This window comes from Legionella lansingensis (genome assembly GCF_900187355.1).
Taxonomy (GTDB): domain Bacteria; phylum Pseudomonadota; class Gammaproteobacteria; order Legionellales; family Legionellaceae; genus Tatlockia; species Tatlockia lansingensis.
The window spans coordinates 703616-728840 of the sequence record NZ_LT906451.1 but is presented as its reverse complement, the minus strand read 5'-3'; the positions used below and the strand labels follow the sequence as shown (position 1 = coordinate 728840).

Sequence of the window (25225 nt, the reverse complement as noted above, 5' to 3'; positions counted from 1 at the left end):
GCTAAACGACCGCGTAAGCCGTCATAAAACTGCCATGTATGCTGAGCCATCATTCCTAGTCCTTTAGATAATTGCTCTCTCATAAGGTTAGTACAATTTGGCTGAGGATTACAAAACACAGGAACGGCTACCTTCATAATCAAACGGGATGATCCTAAGATGACATGGGTTTAACGGCAGATTGTAACTTTTTTGCTCGCCGTCGTTCCTGCCAACCCTGTATCACCACATAAAAGGATGGGACAAACAACATGGCAAGACAGGTTGATGCAAGCATACCACTGCACACTGCGATACCAATTGAGCGCCGTGCATTAGCCCCTGCACCAGTGGCAAATACCAGAGGTAATACGCCCATGATAAAAGCAAAAGAGGTCATTACAATAGGTCGGAATCGTGTTTTTGCTCCTAGCACTGCGGCTTCTAGAACGGATTTATTATGAATTTGCCGTTGCTCGCGCGCCACCTCGACGATCAAAATGGCATTCTTGGCAGCTAGGGCAATTAAAAGCAATAAACCGATCTGAGTGTACATATTATTAGCAATCCCAATGCTCGATAATGCCAATACAGTTCCTAGCAATGCTAATGGCACACTTAAAATGATGGCTGCTGGTGTAAGCCAGTTCTCATATTGTCCAGCCAAAATTAGATAGACCAGAACGAGCGACATGAGAAAAATATAATAGCTCATACTTCCTGCTAGCTTTTCTTGATAAGCTGTACTGGTCCACTCATAAGACAGTCCAGCCGGCAATAAATAATGGGCCAATTGCTCCAATGTTTGAATGGCTTGACCTGAGCTATAGCCGGTGGCTGCTATACCAGTGATATTACTTGAAGGATACAAGTTATAAAGAGAAATAATCGATGGTCCCACTGTAGGATTAATATCGGTAAGGGTACCCAGTGGCACCATTTCCCCCGATTGATTTTTAACATAATAATTGCGAACATCCTCGATAGTCATGCGTGAAGATTTATCTGCCTGCACATAAACTGGGAAAACCTGGCCAAACTTTGTAAAAAGGTTCACATAAGATGAGCCCAGGTAGGTTTGTAAAGTATCAAATGCATCACCAACCGTCACACCTAACGACTCCGCTTTGGTCCGATTGATTGGTGCTGCAACTTGTGGCACAGAGGCACGAAACGAAGTCATCGCTTTTTGCAACTCCGGCTGCTGACTAGCATGATTAACCATCTGATCGGTAACATCCTGCAACTTACGATAATCAAACGTTCCATCTTGCAATTCGACTTGCATTTGAAATCCACCTGATAATCCTAAACCTTGAATTGGCGGAGGTACCACAACCAAAACTTTAGCATCCAGGGTATTCATAGCAATGTCATTGAGCTTATTATAAAGGGACAGTAAGTCTTCTCCCTTACCACGTACACTCCAATCTTTAAACATGACGTATATAACGCCAGCATTTGCAAGGCTAGAATTATTATCCAAAAGCGAAATACCATCGATAGAAATCACGTTCTCAACGCCACCAATCTTGGAGGCTTTCTTGCTAAGCTCATTTAAGACGGTATCAGTACGGTCTAGTGATGCACCATCTGGCAACAGCACATTCAGGATCAAATATCCCTGATCTTCAATAGGAATGAAACCTGTCGGAACTCGAGTTAAACCAAAAATAGCGACTGCAACCAATAAAATACCAATTAAACATGTACGACCACTACGATGCACGAGGCGATCAATGAAGCGGATATAAGCCTTCTCCAGAGGATTGTACAACTGATCAAAGGCTCGATAAAAAGCGTTCTTTGGTTTGTTAGTATCTATTGACTTTAACCATAAAGCACATTGAGTTGGTTTTAAGGTCATGGCATTAATTGCACTAATAAATGCGGTTGCGGCAATAACCAAAGCAAACTGAGCATACATTGCCCCCGTCAGGCCCGGCATAAAACCTGCTGGCACAAATACAGCCATGAGCACTAAAGTGATACCAAGAATCGGTCCAAATAATTCCCGCATCGCTTCAATCGCAGCCTCTTTTGGAGGAACACCGCGTTCGATATGCTGACTGACCCCTTCAACAATGACGATCGCATCATCCACCACAATACCAATGGCTAATACCAAAGCAAATAATGTCAATAAATTGATGCTGTAACCTAGCATCAACATGGCAAAGAAAGCACCAATAATCGTCACAGGCACGGTTGTGGCTGGTACCAACGTGGCACGGAAATTTTGCAGAAAAACGAGAATAACTATTAATACTAAAATTCCTGCTTCATAAAGCGTTTTATAAACCTCGTTTACCGATGCTTTTACAAAGGTTGTTGTATCGAAAGGAATAGAATATTGCAGTCCTGGTGGAAATTTTTTTGCCATTTTATCCACGGTTTCACGTACTTCTTTGGCAACTTGTAAGGCATTAGCCCCGGGGAGCTGAAATATCCCGATGGCCGCTGTCGGTTGCCCATTTAGTTTAGCGAGCTGGGCGTAACTGGAAGAACCGAGTTCAACACGACCGACGTCACCAATACGTACAATTTGAGCACTCGTTCTGGTACTTTGAGTAGTCGTGTTGCTGCCGGAGTCTGTCTCTTGACTTGCTTGTGTGGGCTGGGTTTTGATGATGATATTGGCAAATTCCTTGGGATCAGCAAGCTGGCCGGGTACGTTTACTGTAAATTGGTAGGGTTGTTGGCCTACTGCTGGCGGAGCAGCAATTTGCCCAGCTGAAACTTCCTTGTTTTGATTACTAATAGCATTGAGTACGTCGTTTGGAACTAAACCAAAGGAAAACATTTTTTGTGGATCAAGCCATACTCGCATGGCATAGGTCCCAGATCCAAAGATGAGCACATTACCTACACCGGGCAAACGCGACAACTCATCTTGCATATTGATTGCTGCATAATTGCTAAGAAATAATCCATCATATTCGCCATGTTTTGCAGTCAAGGTGATAAATTGCAGGATAGCAGTGGATTTTTGCTGTACTAAAACACCCTGCTGTTGCACTTCCTGCGGCAATTGTGCCATCGCTGCTTGCACACGATTTTGCACCAACACTTGCGCGAAATTGAGATCAGTACCAATAGCAAAAGTAACAATCAAATTATAATTGCCGTTATCGTTACTTGTGGATTGCATATAAAGCATGTTTTCAACCCCATTGACTTGCTGTTCAATAGGGAGTGCGACTGTTTTGATCAGTGTTTTCGCATCCGCACCAGGATAGTTTGTAGTAACTTGGATCGTTGGCGGCACAATCGCTGGGTATTGAGACACGGGTAAAATACCTATGGCGATGCACCCAAGAAAAATTAATAGCAATGCAATTACGTTTGCTAATACAGGTCGTTCAATAAAGAATTTAGAAATCATTCCTTCTTCTCACTTTTACTAGATACTTCCTGCATTTTGGGTGCAACTAAATTACCCGGCGTTGCATTTTGTAGTCCATTAACGATAACCTTATCTTGCGCAACAAGCCCTTTAGTAATAGCCCGCATACCTTGCTCCACGCTGCCTAAGACCACTCGCTTTAGTACCACATAATTATTTTTATCAACCACCAACAAATAAGGCCCAATTTGATCGTACAGCACTGCCGTGTCCGGCACAGTTAGTTGTGGAGTGGGTGAAGTTATGGGTATACGTACTTTCACGAACAGACCTGGCAGTAAATTATAATTGTCATTCGGTAGAAGTGCGCGAAATTCCATGGTTCCTGTTGAGACGTTCAAACCAGTATTGACGAAATCAAGTTTGCCTTCATAAGGAAATCCTTCTTCATTTTGCGTGCCGACATAAACAGGAATCTGACTAATATCTCCTGGCTTAAAACCCCGCTGTCGTGCCGCTGCGCGAATTTTAATTAAATCAAGCTCATTGAGATTGAAATAAACGTAGATCGGCTTAATTTGCTCAATGGTTGCCAAATCGGTAGCCTTGCCATTACCGACTAAGTTCCCTGGGTCAACCAAATGGCGACCAATTCGTCCATCAAATGGAGCACGAACATGAGTATAGCTATAGTTAATTGCTGCTATTGTTGCATTCGCCTTTTGTTTAGTAACTCCTGCTTTGGATTCCTCGTATTTGGCCAGCCATTTCTGGACATTCTTTAAAGAGGTAGCATTTTCTTTATACATTTTCTGCTGACGCTCATATTCAATCTTGTCATAAGTGTTAGCTGCTTCCAGCACTGCTACTTGAGATTCTGCTTCCCGAAGCTTTTCTAGATAAGGTTGCGGCTCGATAATAAATAGCAGTTTGCCTTTTTTGACAAAACTTCCATCGGTAAACTCTACAGAATCCAAGTAACCTTCCACACGAGCAACCAAATCAACTGAATTGTAAGCGACCAAGCTTCCCGTTTGTGTCACATATTCAGTCATTTCAACCAATTCTGGTTTTTTAACAATAACGACTGGGGTTGGAAGAGGCGGTGTGCTGCTTTTTGGTTTGTGAAACACCACCAAATAAATGAGAAGCACAACAATCAGTCCTATAATTACTCTTTTTATTAATTTTGCTCGTTCATCCTGATTCATACTCATCACCAATTCGGTAGATAAAGTTGCTTTAGTCGCTCGCGCTTTGTCGCAGGTGGTATATGATTCTTTTGCTTTAGCAAATTACCCCAGTTGGTACGTGCAGCCATTTCTGCTTTAATGTGTTCAGGAACAATATCATTCCCCCCTCGGATTTGCCAGCCACCTCCCAATGCACGATAAAGCGCCACTAGAGCTTGTGCAATTTCACCTTTCGCATTCGTTAGTGACGTTTGCACACGAAGTTGTTGCTGTTCTGCATCCAGCACAACGGTATAACTCGATTGACCCTCTTTATAACGTACCAATGCCAGTTTTGTGGTTGCGGTAGCCGAATTATTCGCTATGGTCAAAGAGCGTGCTGCTTTCCTTGCCTCAATATATCGAGTAATGTTGTCTTGGACTTCTTGCTGGGCCTGTAATACCAGATTTAGATATTTAAACAACGCCTGCTGAAAGGCAGCGTCCTGTACGCGCACCGCATTGGTGATTTGCCCGTAATTCAACAACGGCCAGGAGAAACTAGGTCCAGCGGTGATTGTTCGATTTGACCAGTTAAAAATATCGCTAATGGACGAACGACCAATCGAATTCGAAGCGAAAGCAAACGTCCCAGCGAGTGAAAATGCGGGATAAAGATTGGCTTTGACTTCTCCTATTGCTTCAGATTGTGCTATAGCTTCCAGTCTTGCTTGATGAATGTCGGGCCGTTGCGCCAATGTTTCTAACGGGATCCCTACGGCTACCGATGGTGGTGCTTTGGGGATGCCCCGACTTTTTACAAGCAAATGATCCACATCATTAGGAACAGTACCAAGCAATACGGCCAAGATATCTTTCTGTTGCTGCAACTTATAAACGTAAGTAGGAAGAGTGGCTTGTGTTTCAGCAAGTTGAGTCTGTGCTTGCTGCACATCGATTAAGCTGGTTTCTCCTGCCTTGTAGCGAGATTTAGCTATCCTTAGACTCAATGCCTGCACTTGGATATTGGCTTTTGTTACTCGAATCAGTTCCTGCTGGGTACGAATGTTAGTGTAGGTGCTAGCAATATCTGCCGTAAGGGTGACCAAAGCATTATTATAGGCAGCGAAGGAAGCTAAAAACGCAGCGTTATCTGATTGAATCGCCCTGCGATACTTACCCCAAAAATCAAGCTCCCAGCTGGCTGTAAAACCCAATAACGCCGTTTCAAACGTCTGAGGCAAAATATCCTGCAAGTAACCACCACCAATGCGATAATAAGTATAATTGCCGATCATCGCTTGCTCTTGCGGATAGAGTGTACCCACTGCTTGAGCAAGTTGTGCTCTAGCTTGCAAAACATGAACACCAGCACTCTGCAACGATAAATTATTTAGATAGCCTTGACAGATTAAAGACGTTAAGGTTGGGTCATTAAAAACTTGCCACCAATTCGCATCCTGTAGTGGGGCTGCTTTAACTGCAGGGCTGTTTTGTAACCACTGAGCCATAACCGTTTTTTGTGGCTCTTTGTAATTAGGGCCGACCATACAGTTACTAAGAAACAAACAAGATATGACTGTAAAAATCCTTAACATTTAGTCTTATATTTCCCTACACTTTACTATGACGGACCCTCACCCGCCCCGCACTATGCGCGTCAACCTCTCCCAAAAAGGGAGAGGTATTTTTCCTCTCCTCTTCGGGGAAAGGGAGATGAGGGGGTATTCTAAGATTTGGAGCCTCCGGTCAAGCCAGAGGATGACGCTCTGTTCAAACCGAAAGATGTAGACTACTCAACTAGTTAACAATAATTTATGAGCATTCTAACCTGTTATATCCCTATTTGCACCTAGCCTTTAACAGGTTTATGAAAACAGAGAAATGGAGACTCAAGCAATTATGCCACCTCGCTCCCCTGCCACAGGCTTAATAAGCACCTGGTTTTGAGGGAGATGAAACCTCTTGGAGAGTGCAATTTACAAAGGCTTTCTCAGAAAACCAGTTGGCATAATCTTGCATTTCCGGGGTAAGAAATGCTTTAAAATCCCAGCCAATTTTTTCACTGTGGTTAAAGGGGCCTAGCTCGATACCCTTTGTTCGAGCAATCCCTCTAATCATCCATTCTACGATGGCGGAATTTCCTCGGCCTACTGGTTGTAAAAGAGCTAGAGAGTGGGCAAGCTTCCCAGCATTGACTAAAAATTTCTTCAATCCCTGGTGCGACTCCCAATTTAAGCAAGCTTGGAAATAAGGTTCAATCAACGCAAACTGCACCTGGAAATAACTTGACTGACTAGCATAATTTTCAGCAAAAGGAGTTGGGCTATGATCAATAACAATTGCGGTTCGAGCATCATCTTTACCATAATCATGAAACGTTATGGTGAGTATATTCTCATCTTCAATAAAAGGTGATTTTGTAGCCAGATTTTTGTTGTGTAGTCGTTGCATTTCATGCGCACTCCTTTTAATTTTTATCGTATAAATAAAGCTTTTTTCTGCTTCTGTATTTACCCTTTTCTCAACATCAACGAGCGGATTTGCATGACTAATCAATGATGACAGTTGTTCATAAATAGCCTCTTTTTGCGTGGGTATATCTTTGTTGAGATTAAAATCGTCAGTTGAGGCAAAACCAGCTTTATTAAACAGCCCAAACTGATGTCTAAGGGGCCCCTGTTTTAACTCTTTGGCTACCTGGCGTCTTTTACTTGCAAGAAAAGCATAAGCGCAACCCAGCTGACTCGTGAAAACCTCTTCCGGGCAGCGGATATCTTCACGTACATGAGGTTTTTTTCCTGGAAAACTGGGTAATAACTCACAAAACTCCTGAATTATCTCATCACTGTATTTTAACCAGGCGCTTTGCTTTGAGACGTCAAAATCTTTAACACGGTCAACGGATGAAGCCATGCTGTTCAGATCTTTAGATGCAGGCGATTCTCTTGAGAACAACGTATTGCGATTCGTGATGCCACTATCTAGTTTGTCGGTATCATCTTTCTCTTCCATTACAAGATCCATAAATTTCAAGGCCTTCTTAAACTATAGCCCCAAATGCAATAAGTTAATCCAATGTGTATCAATAAACTATTTAGTGGAATTTATTTTAACTATAAGTTTTTAGTCTGTATAATATGCTCTCCATTTAAATCATAGGTATTTTTATGAAACTTGAAAGAATCACCGCATTAATTAATAAAGCCGGATACGCATACATCGGAGAAGGTAGAGGGATCGGTCAGGCAGAGGGGAAAAAAGTAGAATGTTTCCAGAAAAAAGGGCTTTATTCCTCTGACGTTATCCAATTAGTTATTATGGACGAAAAGAAGGACGAGATTCTTCCTGTTTTTTCTGTAAATGTTCCTATAACATTACGCGATGCAGTTTATGCCATTATGAATGATCATACACTCGCAGCAGAAAATTCCATGCAATTATTTAATTAAAAAATCCAAATTAGGTTGGGCCAAGCCCCATAGCCGTCAGGCTAAGAAAGAAATTGTTTGTTTAACTTATTGAAATAATAATAAAAAAAGCTAGAGTACCCTTTTAAATTTTTTCCCGCCAGGAAAACAACCAAAAGGGACTCTATGCTGCTGGATACCCTATCAAATATTCCTCAAGAAATCTTTAAATTTTTTACTTATGAAGCGGATCGGATAGGAAAGGAAACAGGTTTTCAGAAACGCCGTTCAAAATTGACACCTAGTGTTTTTATAAAATCATTGATAACGCTCTGTTTTTCAGAACATTTTAATTTGGAACTTTTCTGTGGATTGGTAAAAACGCAAAAAGTTTATATCAAAAAACAATCATTACATGAGCGATTTAACGAACGAACAGCCGGATTTCTTAAAGCCTTTTCATTATTCTGTTTAAAGCACTTTCAAATGAAAAAGTTACCTCAACTCCAAGGATTGGAGCAATTTAGTAGCCTTAACATCATTGATAGCAGTACTATATCCTTACATCAGGCGCTGAATGAGCTTTTTAAAGGCAGTGGCGGAGCCGCATCCAGTTCCGCTATGAAAATCCAAATGATGTTTGATTATCTTGGTGGACAAATAAAAGAGCTTACTCTAACTTCGGGCTGTGATAACGATCAGGGCTTTGATAATTATTTTAATACTATTGAAAAAGGAGCTCTTTATTTAATGGATTTAGGTTATTTTAAACTGAACACGTTTAAGAAAATTATGGAAGAAAACGCTTTCTTCATAAGCCGCTTGCTCACCGGAACTAAACTTCTAACACAAGATAAGAAACCTTTTGATTTACTCGTTACCTTGGAGAATGCTGCACCATTCTTTTCTCAGCAGGTCCTTATGGGAGCAACGCATAAAATTCCTGTCCGCTTGGTCGCTCAACGATTACCACCAGTCATTGCCGAGCAAAGGCGGAGAAGACTTATAAAAGATCATCGTCGCCGTGGTTCCACACCAAACCAGGAATCGTTGGCTTTACAAAGTTGGTCTATTTATATTACCAATACCTCTGAAACTCAAATCAATAATAAAGCAATTCATCAAACGTATGCTTTACGATGGCAGGTAGAACTCCTCTTTAAATTAAGTAAATCCTTAATGCATATTGACTCTATCAAAACTAAAAAGTTTGCTCGAGTGATTATTGAAACCTATGGTAAGTTTATTGCAATGATGCTTTTGTTTTTGCTATGCAATCCCATGCGCAACATAGAAGGCAAACAACTCTCTTTTTATAAAGCCTGTCACCAACTAAGTTCCAAGGCTACTGGATTGATTATCGCCCTCATGTCTCCTTATCGATTAAAGCATTTCTTGAATGATTTCTATGAAAATCTCTCCCTCTTTGCTATCAAAGATTCAAAAAAGAAACCTCTTTTGACCTTTGACTTCTGCGAAGGAGAGTGCTTTTAAACTCTTAGCCTGACGGCTATGGGCCAAGCCCCAACCTTGAATTAAACCAAATAAAAATGCAAAAGCAATCCGATAACATAAGCAAGCACTGCCGTAATAAGCCCAACGATTAAGGTTTCCAGGCCAGAACCAAACCAGGATTTAGGAGACCATTGACTTTTGATGGAACCAATTATAAAGAATGTCATTCCCGTAAAAAAACAAGACCAATAAAACGTATCGGTAAAGTTAAACACGTAAGGAAGCAAGGGAATAAATCCGAAACAAAGGAATGCCAAAAACGTGTATAGAGCAGATTTATATGGCGATCGAATTGATATCGGCAAACCATATTCTTCTTGTAACATAGTGCTTATCCACAAAGCTCGATTGGCAGTAATTTCATCCACAACGATTTCTAATGCCTCACCCGTTAAGCCTTTATTTTGAAATATTTGCCTAATTTCCTTTTTTTCACCTTCTGGCTTTCTTTCGATATGTTTCTCTTCAATGGCTTTGTATCGTTGATATTGCTCTTGCTCTGATTTCGTTCCTAAGTAATTACTCGCCGCCATTGAAAAACCATCTGCCAACAGATTTGCAAAACCTAATATTAGAATCACAAGAGAGGATAACTGGCCTCCTACAACACCTGAAACGATCGCGAACGTTGTAACAGCCCCGTCAATTCCTCCATATATCCAATCACGCAAATAACTTTGCGCAGGAGCTTTTGCAAATCGCTCAATAATTTCTTTTTTGCTATGGCCGTGTTCTAGGTCTGACATGGAAATAATCAAATTCAGAGGGAATGAAACTATAAAATGACATAATTATTAGTAACTTAAAAGATGGACTGAAGAACAGCGTCACCTGTGCGAATAATGCACTGAGCAGTGATCTCATTCCCGCGAAAAGCAGGAATCATGAACGACCTCTAGACGAACAGCCATTATTATCACAAAATATTAGACCCTGACATATGGAATGTGTTTGATGAAAAAAGAGTTTTGTGGTGTATTACTCAGTTTGATCTGTACTCAACTACAGGCTTTGCAAGCTCCGGATGCTCCGCAAAATGCTCAAGCCACTCAACACCTATTATCCCAATTTCAAAAACCGACAGACATCCATTGTGGTTATAGCATTCCAGCTGAAACCAAAAGAATTAATCAGGCGTTCGTTTTAAACTGGGTAGAACATGCCGTAAGTCAATCTTTTGACTTTAACTTTGAATCGATTGATGCTCAACTGCAGGCATTGGAACCATGCTATACCGAAAAGGGATGGAGTGAATTTAAGACTGCATTGCAACGATCAGGTAACATTGAAGCCATTAGAAATCAGAAGCTGATCATGAACAGTCGGATAGATGGTCAAGCCCAACTGATCGAATCCAACAGCGATTCATTTTGGAAAGTCACATTGCCTTTAAACGTTGTCTACCAAAATGATGAAAAAAGAATAACTCATTTTCTTAATGTTTATGTAACTATTGGTCGGAAAATAAGAGGTGAGCTCGCAATTATGCAAATGATTGCGACGCCACGTATGCCTCCTTTATCCCAAAAGCCAGGATCAATAGAAGAAACAGCTCGAAGTATTTATATAATTATGGCCCATAAAAATACGGAAACCTTTGATACGGCGCAAACGAAGATCATTACCCCATTGTTTACCTCCTTGTTTCCGCCGCAAACGAGAATATCCTCATCACAAGTGAAACCAACGACTGGTCAGCCAAGACAGCAAACAGATTTGCGAAAAGGACAACAGACAAAGATAGCAAGAGAAGTACCCCACATTGATCAATTGCGACCATATCAATTTTCATCAATAGCAAAAATCACACAAATACCAATCACTAAGCCCCCTACTAAAGCGCCTTCTGCAACTGCAAAAATGGATCAAATTCTAAATTGGCAAAACGATGTTATAGCGCGGTCATTTGATTTAACACCTGAGTTCCTGGATACAACCATGCAGACATTGCAATCTTGGTATGCAGAAAAAAAATTATTTGAATTAAATGTGACAGTGAAAAAATCCAGTAACATTGCGGCAAATAAAACGCCGAAACTGATGACCAATCATTCGATGAATCGACAACTTTCACATAGCGATAGCAATGACCGCCAATGGAACATCAGCTTACCCATAAAAATTGCCTATCAGAACGATTGGGGCCAAGCAACCCCGTTGCTTGATGTTAATTTTACTGTGGGTTGGAAAATCACTGGTGATCTTACAAAAATACTGACTACGTCAGGAATTGCCTTCATGCCTGCAAAAATCGCACGCGCGTCTTTATCTGGTGCAAATATTATTTCCAGTCAAACTGTACAACGAGTAGATTTGGCTCCTCAAATATCATCACCCATGACACAACAAGTTCAATCTTCAGCTCCACAGCAAACTCCTCAAATCTTGCAAGATACACCAGCCAATCAAATGTTAGTCTCTAAACAACTAGCAGAAGCAGAAACCATCAATTGTGACTATAAAATTCCTGCCGATATTACAAATATCGATCCAGCACTTGTTTTAAGTTGGGCACAATACGCTGTAACACAATCTTTTGATTTTAACCATGCGTTTATTGATGCGCAGTTGCAGAAATTACAGTCATGTTACACCGAAGAAGGCTGGGCTGAGTTTAAGGCTGCATTAGACCAATCAGGTAATATCGACGCAATCAAAACGCTTAATCTCATCATGAGCAGCCAAATGGCTGGGCAAGCGCAACTGATTGAATCCAACAACAACCAATGGAACATCACCTTACCGTTAAAGGTTATCTATCAGACGGATAAAGAAAAAGTGAGTCAGTTATTTAATATTAATTTAACCGTAGGTCGGAAAATAACTGGTGATCTCGGAATCATGCATATAATCGCTACGCTAGGTGCGGCCTCTGTGCCCTCTGAGTTACCTCATAGCTGATGTTCATCAGGGACGTTCCCTGGTATGGTCCCTTCTATTTATACTTGTTGCAGAGGATCAACGTGTAGTATAAATATGGGTTGCCTAGGGACCATTTTAAAATCGTTATTGAATACAAAGGAAGGTACGTCATGCGAAAACAAGTGCAAATGTTGTGGGTGTTTTTTCTCTTTTTGGTTTGCTCATCTTTATTAGCTAATAACCCTCCCCCCGAAAAGCCTTTACATGATAAGCCACTTCAGGCTGAAAAAATGAAAACCAACCCCATGCAACAGTTTTTAGACTGGTATCATGAAGCAAGTCAAAAGATGGGGGAGAGAGAAGCTGCCTATTTTATATTGGCCACTGCCAGCAATGAAGGCAAACCCTCCACCCGATCGATGATGGCCAAAGATATCAATGAAGATGGTTTTTCTTTTATCGGAAATCTTCACACGCAAAAATTTGAGGAATTACAAAAAAATCCCAATGCAGCCGTTACGTTTAACTGGCATCCAGAACAAAAACAGGTCAATTTGAGTGGGACTGTGCGTCCTCTTACCCGAGAAGAAGCGGAAAAAATTTTCAGAGAAAGGGATGCAACTCATCAAGTAACTTCCGTTTTATTTGGTGAAGCCAAACAAATAAAATCCTATGATAAGCTGGTTCAAAGGTATAATGAATTACACAAAGAATATCAAAACAAACCAATCACTATGCCCAAAACTTGGGGAGGTTATCATTTTATTCCAGAAAAGATAGAATTTTGGCAACGAGGTGCCCACAATTTGCATTCTCGCATTGTTTATGTAAAAGATAGTAATGGCCAATGGAAAAAAACAGAGGTCTTTTTATAATCCTGTCTTTTATACCTATCAATGAGTTGTTACCTGAATCTACTATGATACAAGTCTGGGTGGGGCTGAAAGACCATAACCCAGGTTTTACTTTACTTACCTAGACTTGTATCGTGGTTTTAATCCTGCGTAGACGTACATTTCATGACAATTATTATGCATAATGTTCTCTTGTTGTTATAATATACCATTCGCCACACTTAGTTTTTTGGGGAAAAATGATCTTTGCAGTATTTTCACTAGGGCAGTTTATCTCATCAGATGTTAATAAATTAAAATCAGGTTTCACCGATTATTTTTCTGCACGAGGAAAAATATAACAGGTGAGCAAATTTGGCAGTGGATGGTACCTAATCTAGGACCATTGAGAATAGCAGATATTACTCTTGAAGACTTTTGCAAAAACTTAAATGAACATTTCAAGACGGCGATCAGTTTCTTAGATTTTGTTAATATCTTTAATTCAATGGCTCAAGTTGACGAACAATCATTAGAACGAATTTCTGAGTTTAAACGCTTTTTAGATGAAAACAGTCATATTAAATTCCTGCTAATATCACATACCAATTTTTCTCATCTGAACTACATTCTGGCGCAAATTGAAAGTCGACTACCTGAATGTCGCTCAGGGGTTATTGATATTACAAATACATGGGCTAAAGAGACACAAGTTTTGTTTGCACCTTCGATGTCCTCAAAATGTCCAGATCACCCAAGTACCCTAAAATATGCAATAGCCAAGTTAGAAATAGGCGCTACAACCCCTTTAGTTTCCTTTTTGAATACAATTAAAACGTTTGAGGAGCATCAGAATTTCCGATATATAGATGCAGGGCCAACGTTAAATCATAAAGCAATTACCGAAAAGTTAAATGAGATACATGAATCAATAACTGCCTCCATTTACGAGAAGCAATTAACCATTCCATTTACATCCTAATAAGCATAACTGGCTATGATTGAAAGTTCCTTTGTCTGCAAGCAACTGAATCTTCTACACATCTCTGAAAACCCAGTCCAGCTCCGCTCTCCGATGTCCCGCGGCTTGTCCGCGGAATCCAGGAGCACTGCACTAAACACTGAACCCAGCGGACAGCCGCGGGGCATAGGCAGAGATGTGATCAAGAGACAGCTGTAAGCAACCAGTCTACATTTGCTCTCAAAATTATGATCTTAGTTGGTCTAAATCCAGGGAGTCAGTACAATCCAATTTATCTCGTTTACAAAGGGGCAATACCTGTACTTTGCAGGCGATTCTGAAGACAGCATAAATCATTATGCAGAGCAGATGGCACTTCATTGATTAAAGGTATCCATCGTTTATCAACTAATGAAAAGATTTTATTTAGACCCAAACCATCACGGACTATTTGATAAACTAAATTTTCAAGATAACGAGCACCTAAAGAATCGCAAGTTTTATTCTTGACTAATGCATCAATCCTTTCAGAACAACTCAATAATACAGAGGCTATACTTTCTCTTTTCATTGGATCAGCCATTTTAGCTGTGATTAAACTTTGTGTGTCAACAATATTAAAGAAACTGTATTCAACCCCTAGTTCATTTTTATAACCCTCCTTATCATCGTAATAAGAAGCAATTTTTTCACCACGAACAAAAAAACCTGTGTTTCTGCATAACTCAGCCACGGCGAGCTCAGCAGTGAATAATTCTACTTTTTTTACACAACCTTCTTCGAGGATATCTGACAGAATTTTTTGCAAAGCCAGAGTAGCTTCAGGTTGATGATCAAGCAAGTGAAATTGTATTGACAGGAAACCGATATGTCGAATCACAGAATTGTCTGGGTAAAAATCAAGAGTTAATAATGGTTTTTCCTTAAAGTAAGCAATGAATTGATTATTGACACGTTGAACAGTAATAGCATTATTACTTACAGCCCGTAGCGGCGGAATGACTTCCTGATATTTTAAGCTTGGTAACTTAGAAGCAATTGCAGCCAATTTATCGTCTAAGAAGCGATAAATATAGCGTTCAATTAGGTAGAAATCGCCATTATTATTGTGTCGTTGTAACCAATCAGGGAAGACAGCTTCCTCAGAAAAACTCTTGTCAATTATATGAAAGGCTGCGAGATTTCCACCGCTTTGAGTCAGTTGTATCCTTTTAATGCCAGCTTTGCGTACGATTTTTTCAGATTCCTGATAAAATAATTTTGCATAACCTTTGCTCTGGTAATCCTTATCAATAGCCATTGAGCAATATTCTGCAATATGTTGATATTGATTTTTACCGAATTTAATTCGTCTTACCCCAACAATTTTCTCTTGATCATTGACTTTATCAATAAGCACATAAATATCGCTTGCTTCCGTCATACGTGCATAATGTGTTCTAAACTCTTCCTTACTCTGTTTGCCGAAAGACATCCATTGAATAATATGATCCTGCATCCATATTGCCCATATAGCATCGTAATCATCGGATTGAGCTTTGCGAATATAGGGGTACGCAAGGTATGGCAAAAATTTTTCTCCAGTGTCAATAACCCAAATAATCATTATTGTACTAAAGAATAACTTTTTGATCAAAGACAGATCAATTGTTTCTTTTAAATGTTTTTTGATTTTGACTTATCTCGATGGATAGCCATAAATGAATAGAAAGGCATTAGAATAAACAATAAGATTATGCCATAAAAAATAACGTCCTTGCCCGAGCCTACGATGGCAAATAAAACGTAAATACAAGCCAAAATAGCCATGACCATCACACTGATAAAATTGCCCCTGCTACTTGGTTCTTTAAATTGCTGAAAAGCCACCATGGCAGCGATACTAGTATAAAGATAAGGCACCAGAATACACAGGTTAGATAAAGTGACAAGAAGAGTAAACTGAGACGTGAGTAACTTAGAATAGCTCATGCCCAAAAAAATCGTCATGATCAGAGCAGAAACAATAATTGCCCAATAAGGAGTCTGATATCGCGATAATTTTGCAAGAAAACCAGGCAACAAACCATCTCTTGCTGTCGCCATAGCACCCTGGCTAGTAATGAATAAAAAACCAATAATGGTACATATGCAGGCAATAATGGCTGCTAAAGCAAAAATCTGGTTAGTTAGCTCGCCAAAAATCAGCTTGCCTGCCTCAGCAAAAGGAGCTGGATTATTAGCTAAAAACCCGGGAGAAAACATCCCCATAATTGCTATGGTACTCAGTATATAAATTAGTGCGGTGATAACGGTTCCCAAAACTGTAGCCCGATAAATGGTCCTCTCTGGATTTTTAACATTCTCTGCAGGAATTGTTGCTGATTCCAATCCTGCAAAAGCAAAAAAAGTTAACATAGCTGCATTGGCCAAAGCAGCTATATTAGATTGTCCTGAAACATTAAATTCTGCAAGATTAGCAATTTGTACATGAAATAGCCCCACTATTGAGACAAGAACAATAGGAATTAATTTAACAACAGTAGTAATGACTTGAACGATTTTGACTTCCTTTACGCCGATAATATTAAGTAAAGCGATGCACCAGATAACACCACTGCCAACAAAAAATGCTAAACGATGATCCACATTAATTGCAGGCCAAAAGACGGTAAGGTAGGCCAATAAAGCAACAACAGTGGCTGCATCACCAATAATATTACCCAGTAAGTAGGCAATACCTACTTGATAACCAGCAAAACTACCCAACTCATGATGGCAATAGGCGTATAATCCTCCGACCAAAGGCAAGCGCTGGCTTAGTTTACCGAAAACGATAGCCAATAAAATAGAACCCAAAGCGGTCACAACCCAGCCTAATAAACTAATACTCCCTATTGCTGCAAGAGAAGCAGGTAAAAGGAAAATACCAGCCCCAACCATATTTCCAATAACGAGTGAGGTGCTCGCAGGCAATCCCAATACACGTGGCTGTTTCATTTGATCCTTGGTCAATTGCTGGATTTTAATTCGGCAGTATACAAAGCCCCCGATGTAGCGAAGCGTATGCAAAAGTTTGACAATTATATCAATATAAAAATAAATATCTTAAATGACAATAAGCAGAACCTTTTATTTAAATGTATTATCTGCATTACAACAACGTTGTAGGAGTACGATTGAACTCTGCGTTTAATGAAGAGGTAATGATTGTCATTTCTCATGATCAATCGTTCTTAAACCCTATTCGAGTTACAAAAACAGTTTGCTTGGAGTCTGATTAAGATGAATAACTTGCACCATTTTAAAGCACCCACCATCTGGCAGTTCCTGTGGAGCATCATCAAGCCTTATCGCTGGTGGTACTTGCTCATCATGCAGGCACCCATTTTGACTGCTTTTTATGTGTTTGCCAATAATTATTCATTGAAATTACTGGTGGATGCCTTTTCCAGAGAAGGGCCTGTTAGTTATGAGATTTTAATTCATCCTATTGTTTTATTTATTGCAGCACAAATTGGACTGGATGTGGTGTGGCGATTAAGTAATATAGGAGAATGGAAGGCAGAACCTTATGCACGCCGACGGCTGCTTTTAACCGTCTACGACTATATTCAATACCACTCCTATCGCTATTTTCAGAATACTCAGGGAGGCACCCTCATCAGTAAATTAAAAGGCATTTTAGATGGTTACGATACTGTCTTTTCTAGCTTACATCACACAATAGGGAAGAATTTTGCGGTGGTAGTGGTATCTATTTTCGTTTTATTAATAGTCAATACCACCGTTTTCTTCTTTATGTTGCTGTGGTGTGCCCTTGTGATTGCGCTCTTGTTACCCATGAGTATTAAACTTAATCGATACTCCAATGAAGCCGCTGAATCAAAGCACCATGTGATTGGACGTTTTTCAGATAACATTACCAATATTTTTTCTTTATTTTACTTTGCAAAACGTCAGGATGAATTAAAGCGTGCCAGCGCGTTCATGTCTGAGGATTATGTCCCACGCCAAGTCACGTTGTATCAATATGATTTTAAATTTAATTTAGTGGGTAGCGTTCTGTATTGGTTCATGCTCATTGGTGTTTTTATTTTCATGATTCATTTGCGCCAGCAAGCTGAAATTTCAACCGGCGATTTGATTTTTGTGATGCTTACAGCCTTAGCAATTTCATTTGATTTATGGGCATTTATCTCGGGAATGTGTGATTTCACAAAGCAAATTGGAGATTTTAAATCTTCATTTAATGTCCTTGAGACACCACATGAAACGATTGACAGCTCCATCGCGCGAGATATTCGTTTAAAACAAGGGACCATTGAGTTTAAAAACCTATCGTTTGCCTACCAGGAGGAACAGCCGATTTTTTCCGGTTTGAATCTTTCCATTAAAGCAGGCGAAAAAATAGGACTTATTGGCCATTCCGGTGCTGGTAAATCCACTTTAATTTCTTTGTTACTCAAAAATTTCAAACCACGCTCAGGAACTATTTTACTAGATGGTCATTCCATTGAAGAGATGACGTCTGATTCAGTCAGACGTCAAATTTCACTTATCCCACAAGATATCATGCTCTTCCATCGCTCCATTGCGGAAAACATTGGCTATGCAAAAGAAAATGCTTCTTTTGAAGAAATTAAACAAGCAGCGCAATTAGCCAATATTGATGAATTTATAGAGTCTTTACCAGAGCAATATGAGACGATTGTTGGCGAGCGAGGTGTAAAGCTATCTGGTGGCCAACGCCAACGTATTGCGATTGCGCGAGCCATTTTAAAAAATGCTCCCATCATTATTCTGGATGAGGCGACTTCTAGCTTAGATACCGTAACGGAACAACAAATTCAGCAATCCATTAATACCATTTTGGAACAAAATGGGGCAACTGTGATTGCTATCGCCCATCGGCTTTCAACTATCCGGCATATGGACCGGATTGTGGTCATGGAAGGAGGAGCAATCATTGAAGAAGGTCGTTTTGATGAACTCATTAACAAAGATGGTTACTTCAAATCCTTGTGGGATGCTCAAGTAAATGGGATGGTGTTGTGAGTTTTATTCTTCTCTTTATTTTTAATTGACATTATGTATAATGATTATTCTTTATGCATTAATATTCGACTTACACGAGTTTGGCACGATGATTCTCCCATATATTAAAACTTTTTTTGGCAAACTATCCAATTTTTTTGGCAAATTGTCTAAATACTTAATCAATTGCTTCAGTGGTGATGAGCTTTCAAGTGATGAGCCTTCCGAAGAAATGATTACGCTACCTGCTGATGACACTCCTACTACATCACCTATGACTGGTAGTCTGCTATCTCCTGCCCTAATTGTTATGGTAGTTGCTGGGAGAAAAACGCATCACGACATTCCGTTAAACTGCAAACCTTTTCATTTTAAATTCGATGATGACGATAAGGATAACGATCATCCAGGCGTAGGTTTGCTTCATGAAATGGCTGTTACTTCCTACGATAATGATGTAGACACTAGATCCTTTGCTGCTGCTTGTGCATAAGGATTTGTGTCGACAATACCTTAATATAAAGGCTCTGGCTGCAAGCAGCCAGGCTCCATGCTAAAATTAGTACATAATATCTTTGTTGACCGCTCGTATGAGAAAATGGTTAGTAAAGCTTTATAAAGATTTTGTGGACAGGAATCCCGATGTTTTTGCTCCACATCCTAATTACGCACCTGATTATAAAACCTTCCCTTATTCAGAGGGGGATGTTAAGTCGCGAACTAGTCATTTTGATTTTTTTACCGGTTCGACTCTACATTCAGATCTTCATAAATATCAACAATTTAATCCTCAAATTACGCAAACAGAATTTAAACAAGAGGTAAGTCAGCTACCTTTTGGACTCCATGGTTATAATGTGGATAATTTAAAGATAGAACTCTCTCAAGATTCAATAGAAAAAACTTATCAGCAACATGGTGTCATTCAACTAAGAGAAGTTCCAAAGAAAAAGGATGTCCTAGTCATTGGTTGTGGTAATGATCCCCTTACTGATGATGGAGGAATGCCATGTAAAGAAGAATCCTCTTATCGGAGTGAACACAGTCATAGTGATGCGGTGAGTATTGATCCTGATTTAGGGAAAAATCCTACGTTTGTAGCTGCCTTTGGCGAGAGAACGATCTTGCCATTAATGAAAGGAAAAAAATTTGAAAAAATTGTTTTTGAGGGGTTTGGTTTTACTCATGAAAATCAATATGCTTTATCTGATTTAAAACAATTGCTAGCTTCAGGAGGCACCATTCAAATTCAGGGGGATCCAGGCGTGATTGACCGTGAAATTTCTTATGAAGAACTACAAAATATGCAATCAATATTGGAAGTATTTTCTCCCCGTGAAAAAGTTGAAGAGCCTACCAACCCAAGCAAATTGACTTGATTATAATTAACTAATTCAGATGCTGTACATGATCTCGACACCATTCGTTATTTTTTTGTCGAGATTAACGGGAAATCAGGTATACTGATGATTGCGACGGGGATTCTCATTACCCATCCAAGTCTATCTAATGGGAAAAAAGTTATGATAACAATTGATTTCCTAAAATATCACCCAGAATGCATTGCTTCACTTGCCAATATTTGGCATGAAGTGCTTGGCAAAATTTGGCTTCCTGATGTTCCTATTGCACGCGTGGAAGATAATCTTCATAACCATTTAAACAGTGAACAATTACCACTCACTTTCGTTGCTTTCCACAACGATAAGCCTGTTGGTATGTGTTCTTTGCGTGAAAATGATGGGATTCGTCCTGATTTAACCCCATGGCTTGGTTCTTTGGTTGTCTCACCACCTTACCAGAAACAAGGCATTGCAAGAATACTCATAGATAGAATCAAAGCGAAAGCAGCCGAAATGGATTTCAAAACCCTTTATCTTTTTGCCTTTGATGCAACCATTCCTGATTATTATGCGCGTCTTGGTTGGACTACAATAGCCGAAGATGAATTCAAAGGACATCCGGTGACGGTTATGGAAACAATGAGCACCCATCGATGATGGACTTCCACGAGACGATTACATTTGATAGGAACTAACCCATTCTGCGATTTGGGAGTCAATTTGTTCAATGGCTTGGTTGATTTGGGATTTGGGTGTGATAACTTGGAAAATGCGCGGGATGAATGATTATTTTTTGATAATAAGATTCATCTTGTTCAGGCTATAACACAAAACAGCCCATGTACCCGTTTTAATATTTTGGACTTAGTTTGATATAACCAAATCGGGTGAGAGATCTTCTAATCTTACTTTGAGAGGAGTAGAAGGATAGAGATTTCATCGATTGTTGATGCATTTTATAGAACTCCTGTAATTAGATCCTTACGTCAAACAGAAGCAAGATAATGTGAAATGAAGTCTTGACTGATAATTCTTTATTTATTGTCAATAATATTAATTTTCCACTAAGGCAAGACCTCGTTCCACAACACACTGGTTCGAAGGTTGGCAATCTAAAATTTAACCTATTGATTTTAAATGCTCATACAAAAAAAAATCACATTGTTAATAAAATGTTAAGGTTTCCTCTTTAAATTACACCCAGCGCTAGCTCTTTGATCCCAATTTAGACGACGGGATCTTAAGTCTTTAATTAATAATAAGAAGTAGGAAAAACCATGAGAAAAAACGCATTCATGTTCACCATCGTGTCACTAGCCATTGCATCCCCTATCAGTACTTTTGCTTCTAGCCCAGACAAAATGGCTTATCAGTTTGACGGATTGTCATTAAATGCTGGATTAGGCTATTTATCAGGAGAGTCGCATGAGTATGTTTATATAGAAAATACGGATAGAAAACTTAGCCAGTTAAACTGGAAAATAAACAATGCCTTAATCACAAAAGCCGAGATAAATTACGATTTACTGTCTTGGCTTAGTCTGAATGGAAGAGGATGGACTACATTGTCTAAAAGTAAAGGACTTTTAGATGATTATGATTGGTTAAATGATAATCAAGCCCATTGGACAGATTGGTCTCACCATGAAAATACACATCTTGATTATGGCAATGGAATCGATCTTAATTTGCAAACCTGGCTGCTTTATAATCAAAATTATAAATTAGGATTACTCGGTGGCTATGAACGAAACTCGTTTAGTTTCATGGCGAAAGGTGGATGCTTCCAATATGATAATGGCCGTTATTTTGGATGTTTCGCAGATGATGAACCTGGAATAGGCTATCGACAAACATTCAGCTCTCCTTATGTCGGGCTTACTGGTAAATATGCGGTAAATAATATTGAATTGAACTTATTATTTAAATTCAGCAATTGGGTAAAAGCGAATGACAACGATGAGCATTATGCTCGTAACTTAACATTTAAAGAATGGGGAGATAGCTCAAGATTTCACTCCCTTACGCTGAATGCAGGGTATTATTTCACAAAAAATACCAAGATTTTTGCTGAAGCCTCTTATACTCGTTATTCTAATGCCAAAGCGAACATGGAAATTACAGATAATGATTCGGGAGAACGGTTGTACATTCCTAATTCGGCTGGTTTAGATAATAAAAATTATGCTTTAATGCTTGGTCTTAAATATATTTTTAACTAATTTTTTTTTATAGTCGTACTCGTTGAGAAGCACGCGTAGCCTTGAGAAATCCTCTAAGACTACGTGTGCTAACAAATAATAAAAAACAAGGAACCTGAGATGCCAACACAAGAATGGCCAGCTCATGATTATGCAATTGGCTCTTATATCCAAGCAAACATTGCAAATAGTTATTTAAAATATTTAGAAATAAAGCAAACGGATCATGTTTTAGATATTGGATGCGGCAATGGGACATTCAGCCGTAAGATTTTGGATAAAATTCCGCAAGGTCAATTTTTAGGGATAGATGCCTCAGAGAATATGTTGGCATTGGCCAGACAAGAGATTGCTGATTATCCTAATGCTAAATTGCAGCAAACAGATGTATTGGTCATGTCATTTAAGAATCGGTTTGACTATATTGTCTCATTTTGGTGCTTACAATGGTGCGCTTTTGCTATAGAAAAAGCCTTTCTCAATATTCATAGGGCTTTAAAAACCACTGGAAAAGTGTTGGCTCTTTTTCCTTCCGGCGATGATCCTTTCATTACAAGCTATTACCGTGTTCAAGCGTCTGGGCAATTCCCCTGTTTAAACGATTTTAAACCACCGGTAGATTATCGGGACTTTCAAAACTTAGAAGAAAAAATACTTGCGTTGCCCTTTAAACACATCAAGTTTGAACGGTTAAAGCATCAGATTCTTTTACCTTCTCTGGACATTTTTCGTAAATTTGTTAAAGGTATTGCTTTTTTTCAAGGCCAAATCCCCAGTAAATACATCAACTCCATTAATGAGGCCTTGGTAAACACATATGATCAAGAATGCCAAGAGAAATTTTCTGGTGAATATTGGTTTACCTTATCCATTTATCTGATGCGAGGCGAAAAATAATATTCTAATGTAAGCAGCTAGCGAAGCCTTGATGCAGTGTGTAATGAAGGTTTTAGTAGCCAGACATGACACACTGTTAATAAAAAATATTGAGGTAGTAAATGAAAACAAAAGCTATCCCACAAGAGTATCAACACAGATCCCCAACTGGCGCAGAGGTGCGATTGCTGATGAATAATCATCTAGGTGGTATGGCACACTGTACTCTATTCGAGTAGCATCAATCATGACTTTACAGCTATCTTTTGAAGAGAATCCATTGCCAAATGATATTCAAATTTTAGGCAACGGCATTATGGCTTATGCCAGGGAAAAAAAGGGGTTTAAGCCTCTGGATTTTTTTGCTTTTTTTATTCGTGATAAAGACAACACAATTGTAGGTGGGTGTAATGGAAGTACGCTTTATGGCTGTCTTTACATCGACCAGCTTTGGGTGAGTGATTCAATAAGAAATCAAGGCTGGGGCAAGAAACTCATGAATGCCGCCTTGGACTATGGAAAAGAAAAGGGTTGCACTTTTGCCACAGTGAATACCATGGATTGGGAAGCAATTGGTTTTTATCATAAGTTAGGATTTAAGCTTGAATTTGAACGACGTGGTTTTCAGAAGAATTCTGTTTTTTATTTTTTGCGTAAAGAATTTTTTGAATCTGATCCATCCATTCAAAAGCAGAGTCCAATAAAAATAAGCACCTTTGCAGAAAAAGATATTACTCATTTAGTCAATGAATTTGCTCGTCACCATTGGCCCAAACCTAAATCGACATTTGAATCGTATTGGCATGAACAGATGAGAGATGAACGTCTCATTTGGCTTGCTTTTTACAATGAACAACTTGCAGGTTATGTGACCTTAAAGTGGGTTTCCTATTATCAGCCTTTTAGAGAGAATCATATTCCTGAGATTATGGATTTAAATGTTCTGCCTCCATATCGTAATAAGGGGATTGGTTCTCGCTTATTGAATACTGCAGAAAGAGAAGCTGCATTACGTAGTGATGTGGTTGGCTTGGGTGTCGGTTTATATCAAGATTATGGCAACGCTCAAAAATTGTATATCAAAAAGGGATACAGCCCTGATGGCCATGGTGTGACTTACCAGTATAAAGCGGTTAAACCAGGTAATAGTGCTCCAGTAGATGATGATTTGGTATTGTGGTTTACGAAGAAACTAAAATCGCCCACACAACAAGGACAGTTCCCATGATTTTTACAAATGGCTCGGATATCACAAAGAAAGAATGCCAAATCAAATTTGATGAAATCGATGAGGCGACTGAAAAACGAATGACCAAAGATCTGATTGCCTATGAAACCCGTCATGGTATAGACGTTAATTACCGACGATTTTCAGTAGTCATCTCCAATGAAAAAGATGAGATTTTTGGTGTTCTCAATGCTTATACGGCGTTCGCAGAAATTTATGTTGATGATATCTGGGTGGACAGTTCTTATCGTGGCAAAGGATATGGAAGGCAGTTATTGTCAGCTCTTGAAAATCATTTCAAAGGTCAGGGGTTCAATAATATCAACCTAGTGACAAGTGCTTTTCAAGCTCCAGAATTTTATAAAAAATGTGGCTTCAAAGCAGAATTCACCAGGGAAAATAAAAAAAATCCCAAATTAAGCAAGACTTTTTTCGTGAAATTTTTTAACGAAGATTCAGAAACACAAGGCATTCTGAGATAGT

The 25225-nt window shown here is 39.3% G+C and carries 19 protein-coding genes and 1 pseudogene; 13 read left to right on the top strand and 7 right to left on the bottom strand.

Features of this window, described 5'->3' with window-relative positions:
* Positions 1–154: 154 nt before the first annotated feature.
* The 4 genes from CKV79_RS03470 to CKV79_RS03455 all read right to left on the bottom strand — a co-directional run bounded on the left by CKV79_RS03470 (position 155) and on the right by CKV79_RS03455 (position 7512).
* The gene (locus tag CKV79_RS03470) at positions 155–3364 is read right to left on the bottom strand and encodes an efflux RND transporter permease subunit (protein ID WP_028373991.1); all 3210 of its coding nucleotides are present in this window, start codon (positions 3362–3364) and stop codon (positions 155–157) included.
* Positions 3361–4536, bottom strand: coding sequence for an efflux RND transporter periplasmic adaptor subunit (locus tag CKV79_RS03465; protein ID WP_028373990.1), 1176 nt, complete (start codon positions 4534–4536; stop codon positions 3361–3363). The genes CKV79_RS03470 and CKV79_RS03465 overlap by 4 nt, the downstream gene beginning before the upstream one ends.
* A 5-nt stretch (positions 4537–4541) precedes the next feature.
* Entirely contained in the window at positions 4542–6095 is a 1554-nt protein-coding gene (locus tag CKV79_RS03460; protein WP_028373989.1) for an efflux transporter outer membrane subunit, read from the bottom strand.
* Between the two features lie 331 nt (positions 6096–6426).
* On the bottom strand, positions 6427–7512 hold the full coding sequence (locus CKV79_RS03455; protein WP_028373988.1) for a hypothetical protein: 1086 nt from the start codon (positions 7510–7512) through the stop codon (positions 6427–6429).
* Positions 7513–7667: 155 nt separating this feature from the next.
* On the opposite strand from CKV79_RS03455, the gene CKV79_RS03450 reads away from it, so the two are divergent.
* Positions 7668–7949 (top strand): hypothetical protein, encoded by a 282-nt coding sequence (locus CKV79_RS03450; protein WP_028373987.1) that lies wholly within the window; start codon positions 7668–7670, stop codon positions 7947–7949.
* 144 nt (positions 7950–8093) lie between these two features.
* Positions 8094–9401 carry an IS4 family transposase gene (locus tag CKV79_RS03445; RefSeq protein ID WP_095141691.1) on the top strand — a complete coding sequence of 436 codons (1308 nt, stop codon included), beginning with the start codon at positions 8094–8096 and terminating at the stop codon, positions 9399–9401.
* A 41-nt stretch (positions 9402–9442) separates the two neighbouring features.
* Here CKV79_RS03445 and CKV79_RS03440 read toward each other — a convergent pair whose 3' ends face one another.
* Entirely contained in the window at positions 9443–10168 is a 726-nt protein-coding gene (locus CKV79_RS03440) for a VIT1/CCC1 transporter family protein (RefSeq protein WP_028373937.1), read from the bottom strand.
* Positions 10169–10376: 208 nt separating this feature from the next.
* On the opposite strand from CKV79_RS03440, the gene CKV79_RS03435 reads away from it, so the two are divergent.
* The 3 genes from CKV79_RS03435 to CKV79_RS03425 all read left to right on the top strand — a co-directional run bounded on the left by CKV79_RS03435 (position 10377) and on the right by CKV79_RS03425 (position 14099).
* Complete coding sequence (locus CKV79_RS03435; RefSeq protein WP_051546226.1) at positions 10377–12323, top strand: DotI/IcmL family type IV secretion protein; 1947 nt, start codon at positions 10377–10379, stop codon at positions 12321–12323.
* A gap of 131 nt (positions 12324–12454) precedes the next feature.
* Positions 12455–13159: a pyridoxal 5'-phosphate synthase gene (locus CKV79_RS03430; RefSeq protein WP_051546225.1), complete on the top strand. Its 705-nt coding sequence runs from the start codon at positions 12455–12457 to the stop codon at positions 13157–13159.
* Between the two features lie 364 nt (positions 13160–13523).
* On the top strand, positions 13524–14099 hold the full coding sequence (locus tag CKV79_RS03425; RefSeq protein ID WP_131796102.1) for a hypothetical protein: 576 nt from the start codon (positions 13524–13526) through the stop codon (positions 14097–14099).
* A gap of 280 nt (positions 14100–14379) precedes the next feature.
* On the opposite strand, the gene CKV79_RS03420 is transcribed toward CKV79_RS03425, so the two are convergent.
* Positions 14380–15684: a GNAT family N-acetyltransferase gene (locus CKV79_RS03420; protein WP_028373935.1), complete on the bottom strand. Its 1305-nt coding sequence runs from the start codon at positions 15682–15684 to the stop codon at positions 14380–14382.
* Positions 15685–15734: 50 nt separating this feature from the next.
* The gene (locus tag CKV79_RS03415; protein ID WP_028373934.1) at positions 15735–17057 is read right to left on the bottom strand and encodes an amino acid permease; all 1323 of its coding nucleotides are present in this window, start codon (positions 17055–17057) and stop codon (positions 15735–15737) included.
* 285 nt (positions 17058–17342) lie between these two features.
* Between CKV79_RS03415 and CKV79_RS03410 the strand changes: the two genes are divergently transcribed.
* The 8 genes and pseudogenes from CKV79_RS03410 to CKV79_RS03365 form a co-directional block, all read left to right on the top strand.
* Positions 17343–19115 carry an ABC transporter ATP-binding protein gene (locus tag CKV79_RS03410; RefSeq protein WP_051546224.1) on the top strand — a complete coding sequence of 591 codons (1773 nt, stop codon included), beginning with the start codon at positions 17343–17345 and terminating at the stop codon, positions 19113–19115.
* Positions 19116–19155: 40 nt separating this feature from the next.
* Positions 19156–19587 (top strand): hypothetical protein, encoded by a 432-nt coding sequence (locus CKV79_RS03405; RefSeq protein ID WP_028373932.1) that lies wholly within the window; start codon positions 19156–19158, stop codon positions 19585–19587.
* A 97-nt stretch (positions 19588–19684) separates the two neighbouring features.
* Positions 19685–20473 carry a hypothetical protein gene (locus CKV79_RS03400; RefSeq protein WP_028373931.1) on the top strand — a complete coding sequence of 263 codons (789 nt, stop codon included), beginning with the start codon at positions 19685–19687 and terminating at the stop codon, positions 20471–20473.
* Between the two features lie 144 nt (positions 20474–20617).
* Entirely contained in the window at positions 20618–21094 is a 477-nt protein-coding gene (locus CKV79_RS03395) for a GNAT family N-acetyltransferase (protein WP_028373930.1), read from the top strand.
* Between the two features lie 620 nt (positions 21095–21714).
* Complete coding sequence (locus CKV79_RS03390; RefSeq protein ID WP_028373929.1) at positions 21715–22659, top strand: omptin family outer membrane protease; 945 nt, start codon at positions 21715–21717, stop codon at positions 22657–22659.
* A gap of 99 nt (positions 22660–22758) precedes the next feature.
* The gene (locus tag CKV79_RS03385) at positions 22759–23535 is read left to right on the top strand and encodes a class I SAM-dependent methyltransferase (RefSeq protein ID WP_028373928.1); all 777 of its coding nucleotides are present in this window, start codon (positions 22759–22761) and stop codon (positions 23533–23535) included.
* Between the two features lie 226 nt (positions 23536–23761).
* Complete coding sequence (locus tag CKV79_RS03370; protein WP_081778107.1) at positions 23762–24742, top strand: GNAT family N-acetyltransferase; 981 nt, start codon at positions 23762–23764, stop codon at positions 24740–24742.
* A 23-nt stretch (positions 24743–24765) separates the two neighbouring features.
* A pseudogene (locus tag CKV79_RS03365) lies at positions 24766–25224 on the top strand (GNAT family N-acetyltransferase); the annotation flags it as partial.
* Position 25225: the final 1 nt, after the last annotated feature.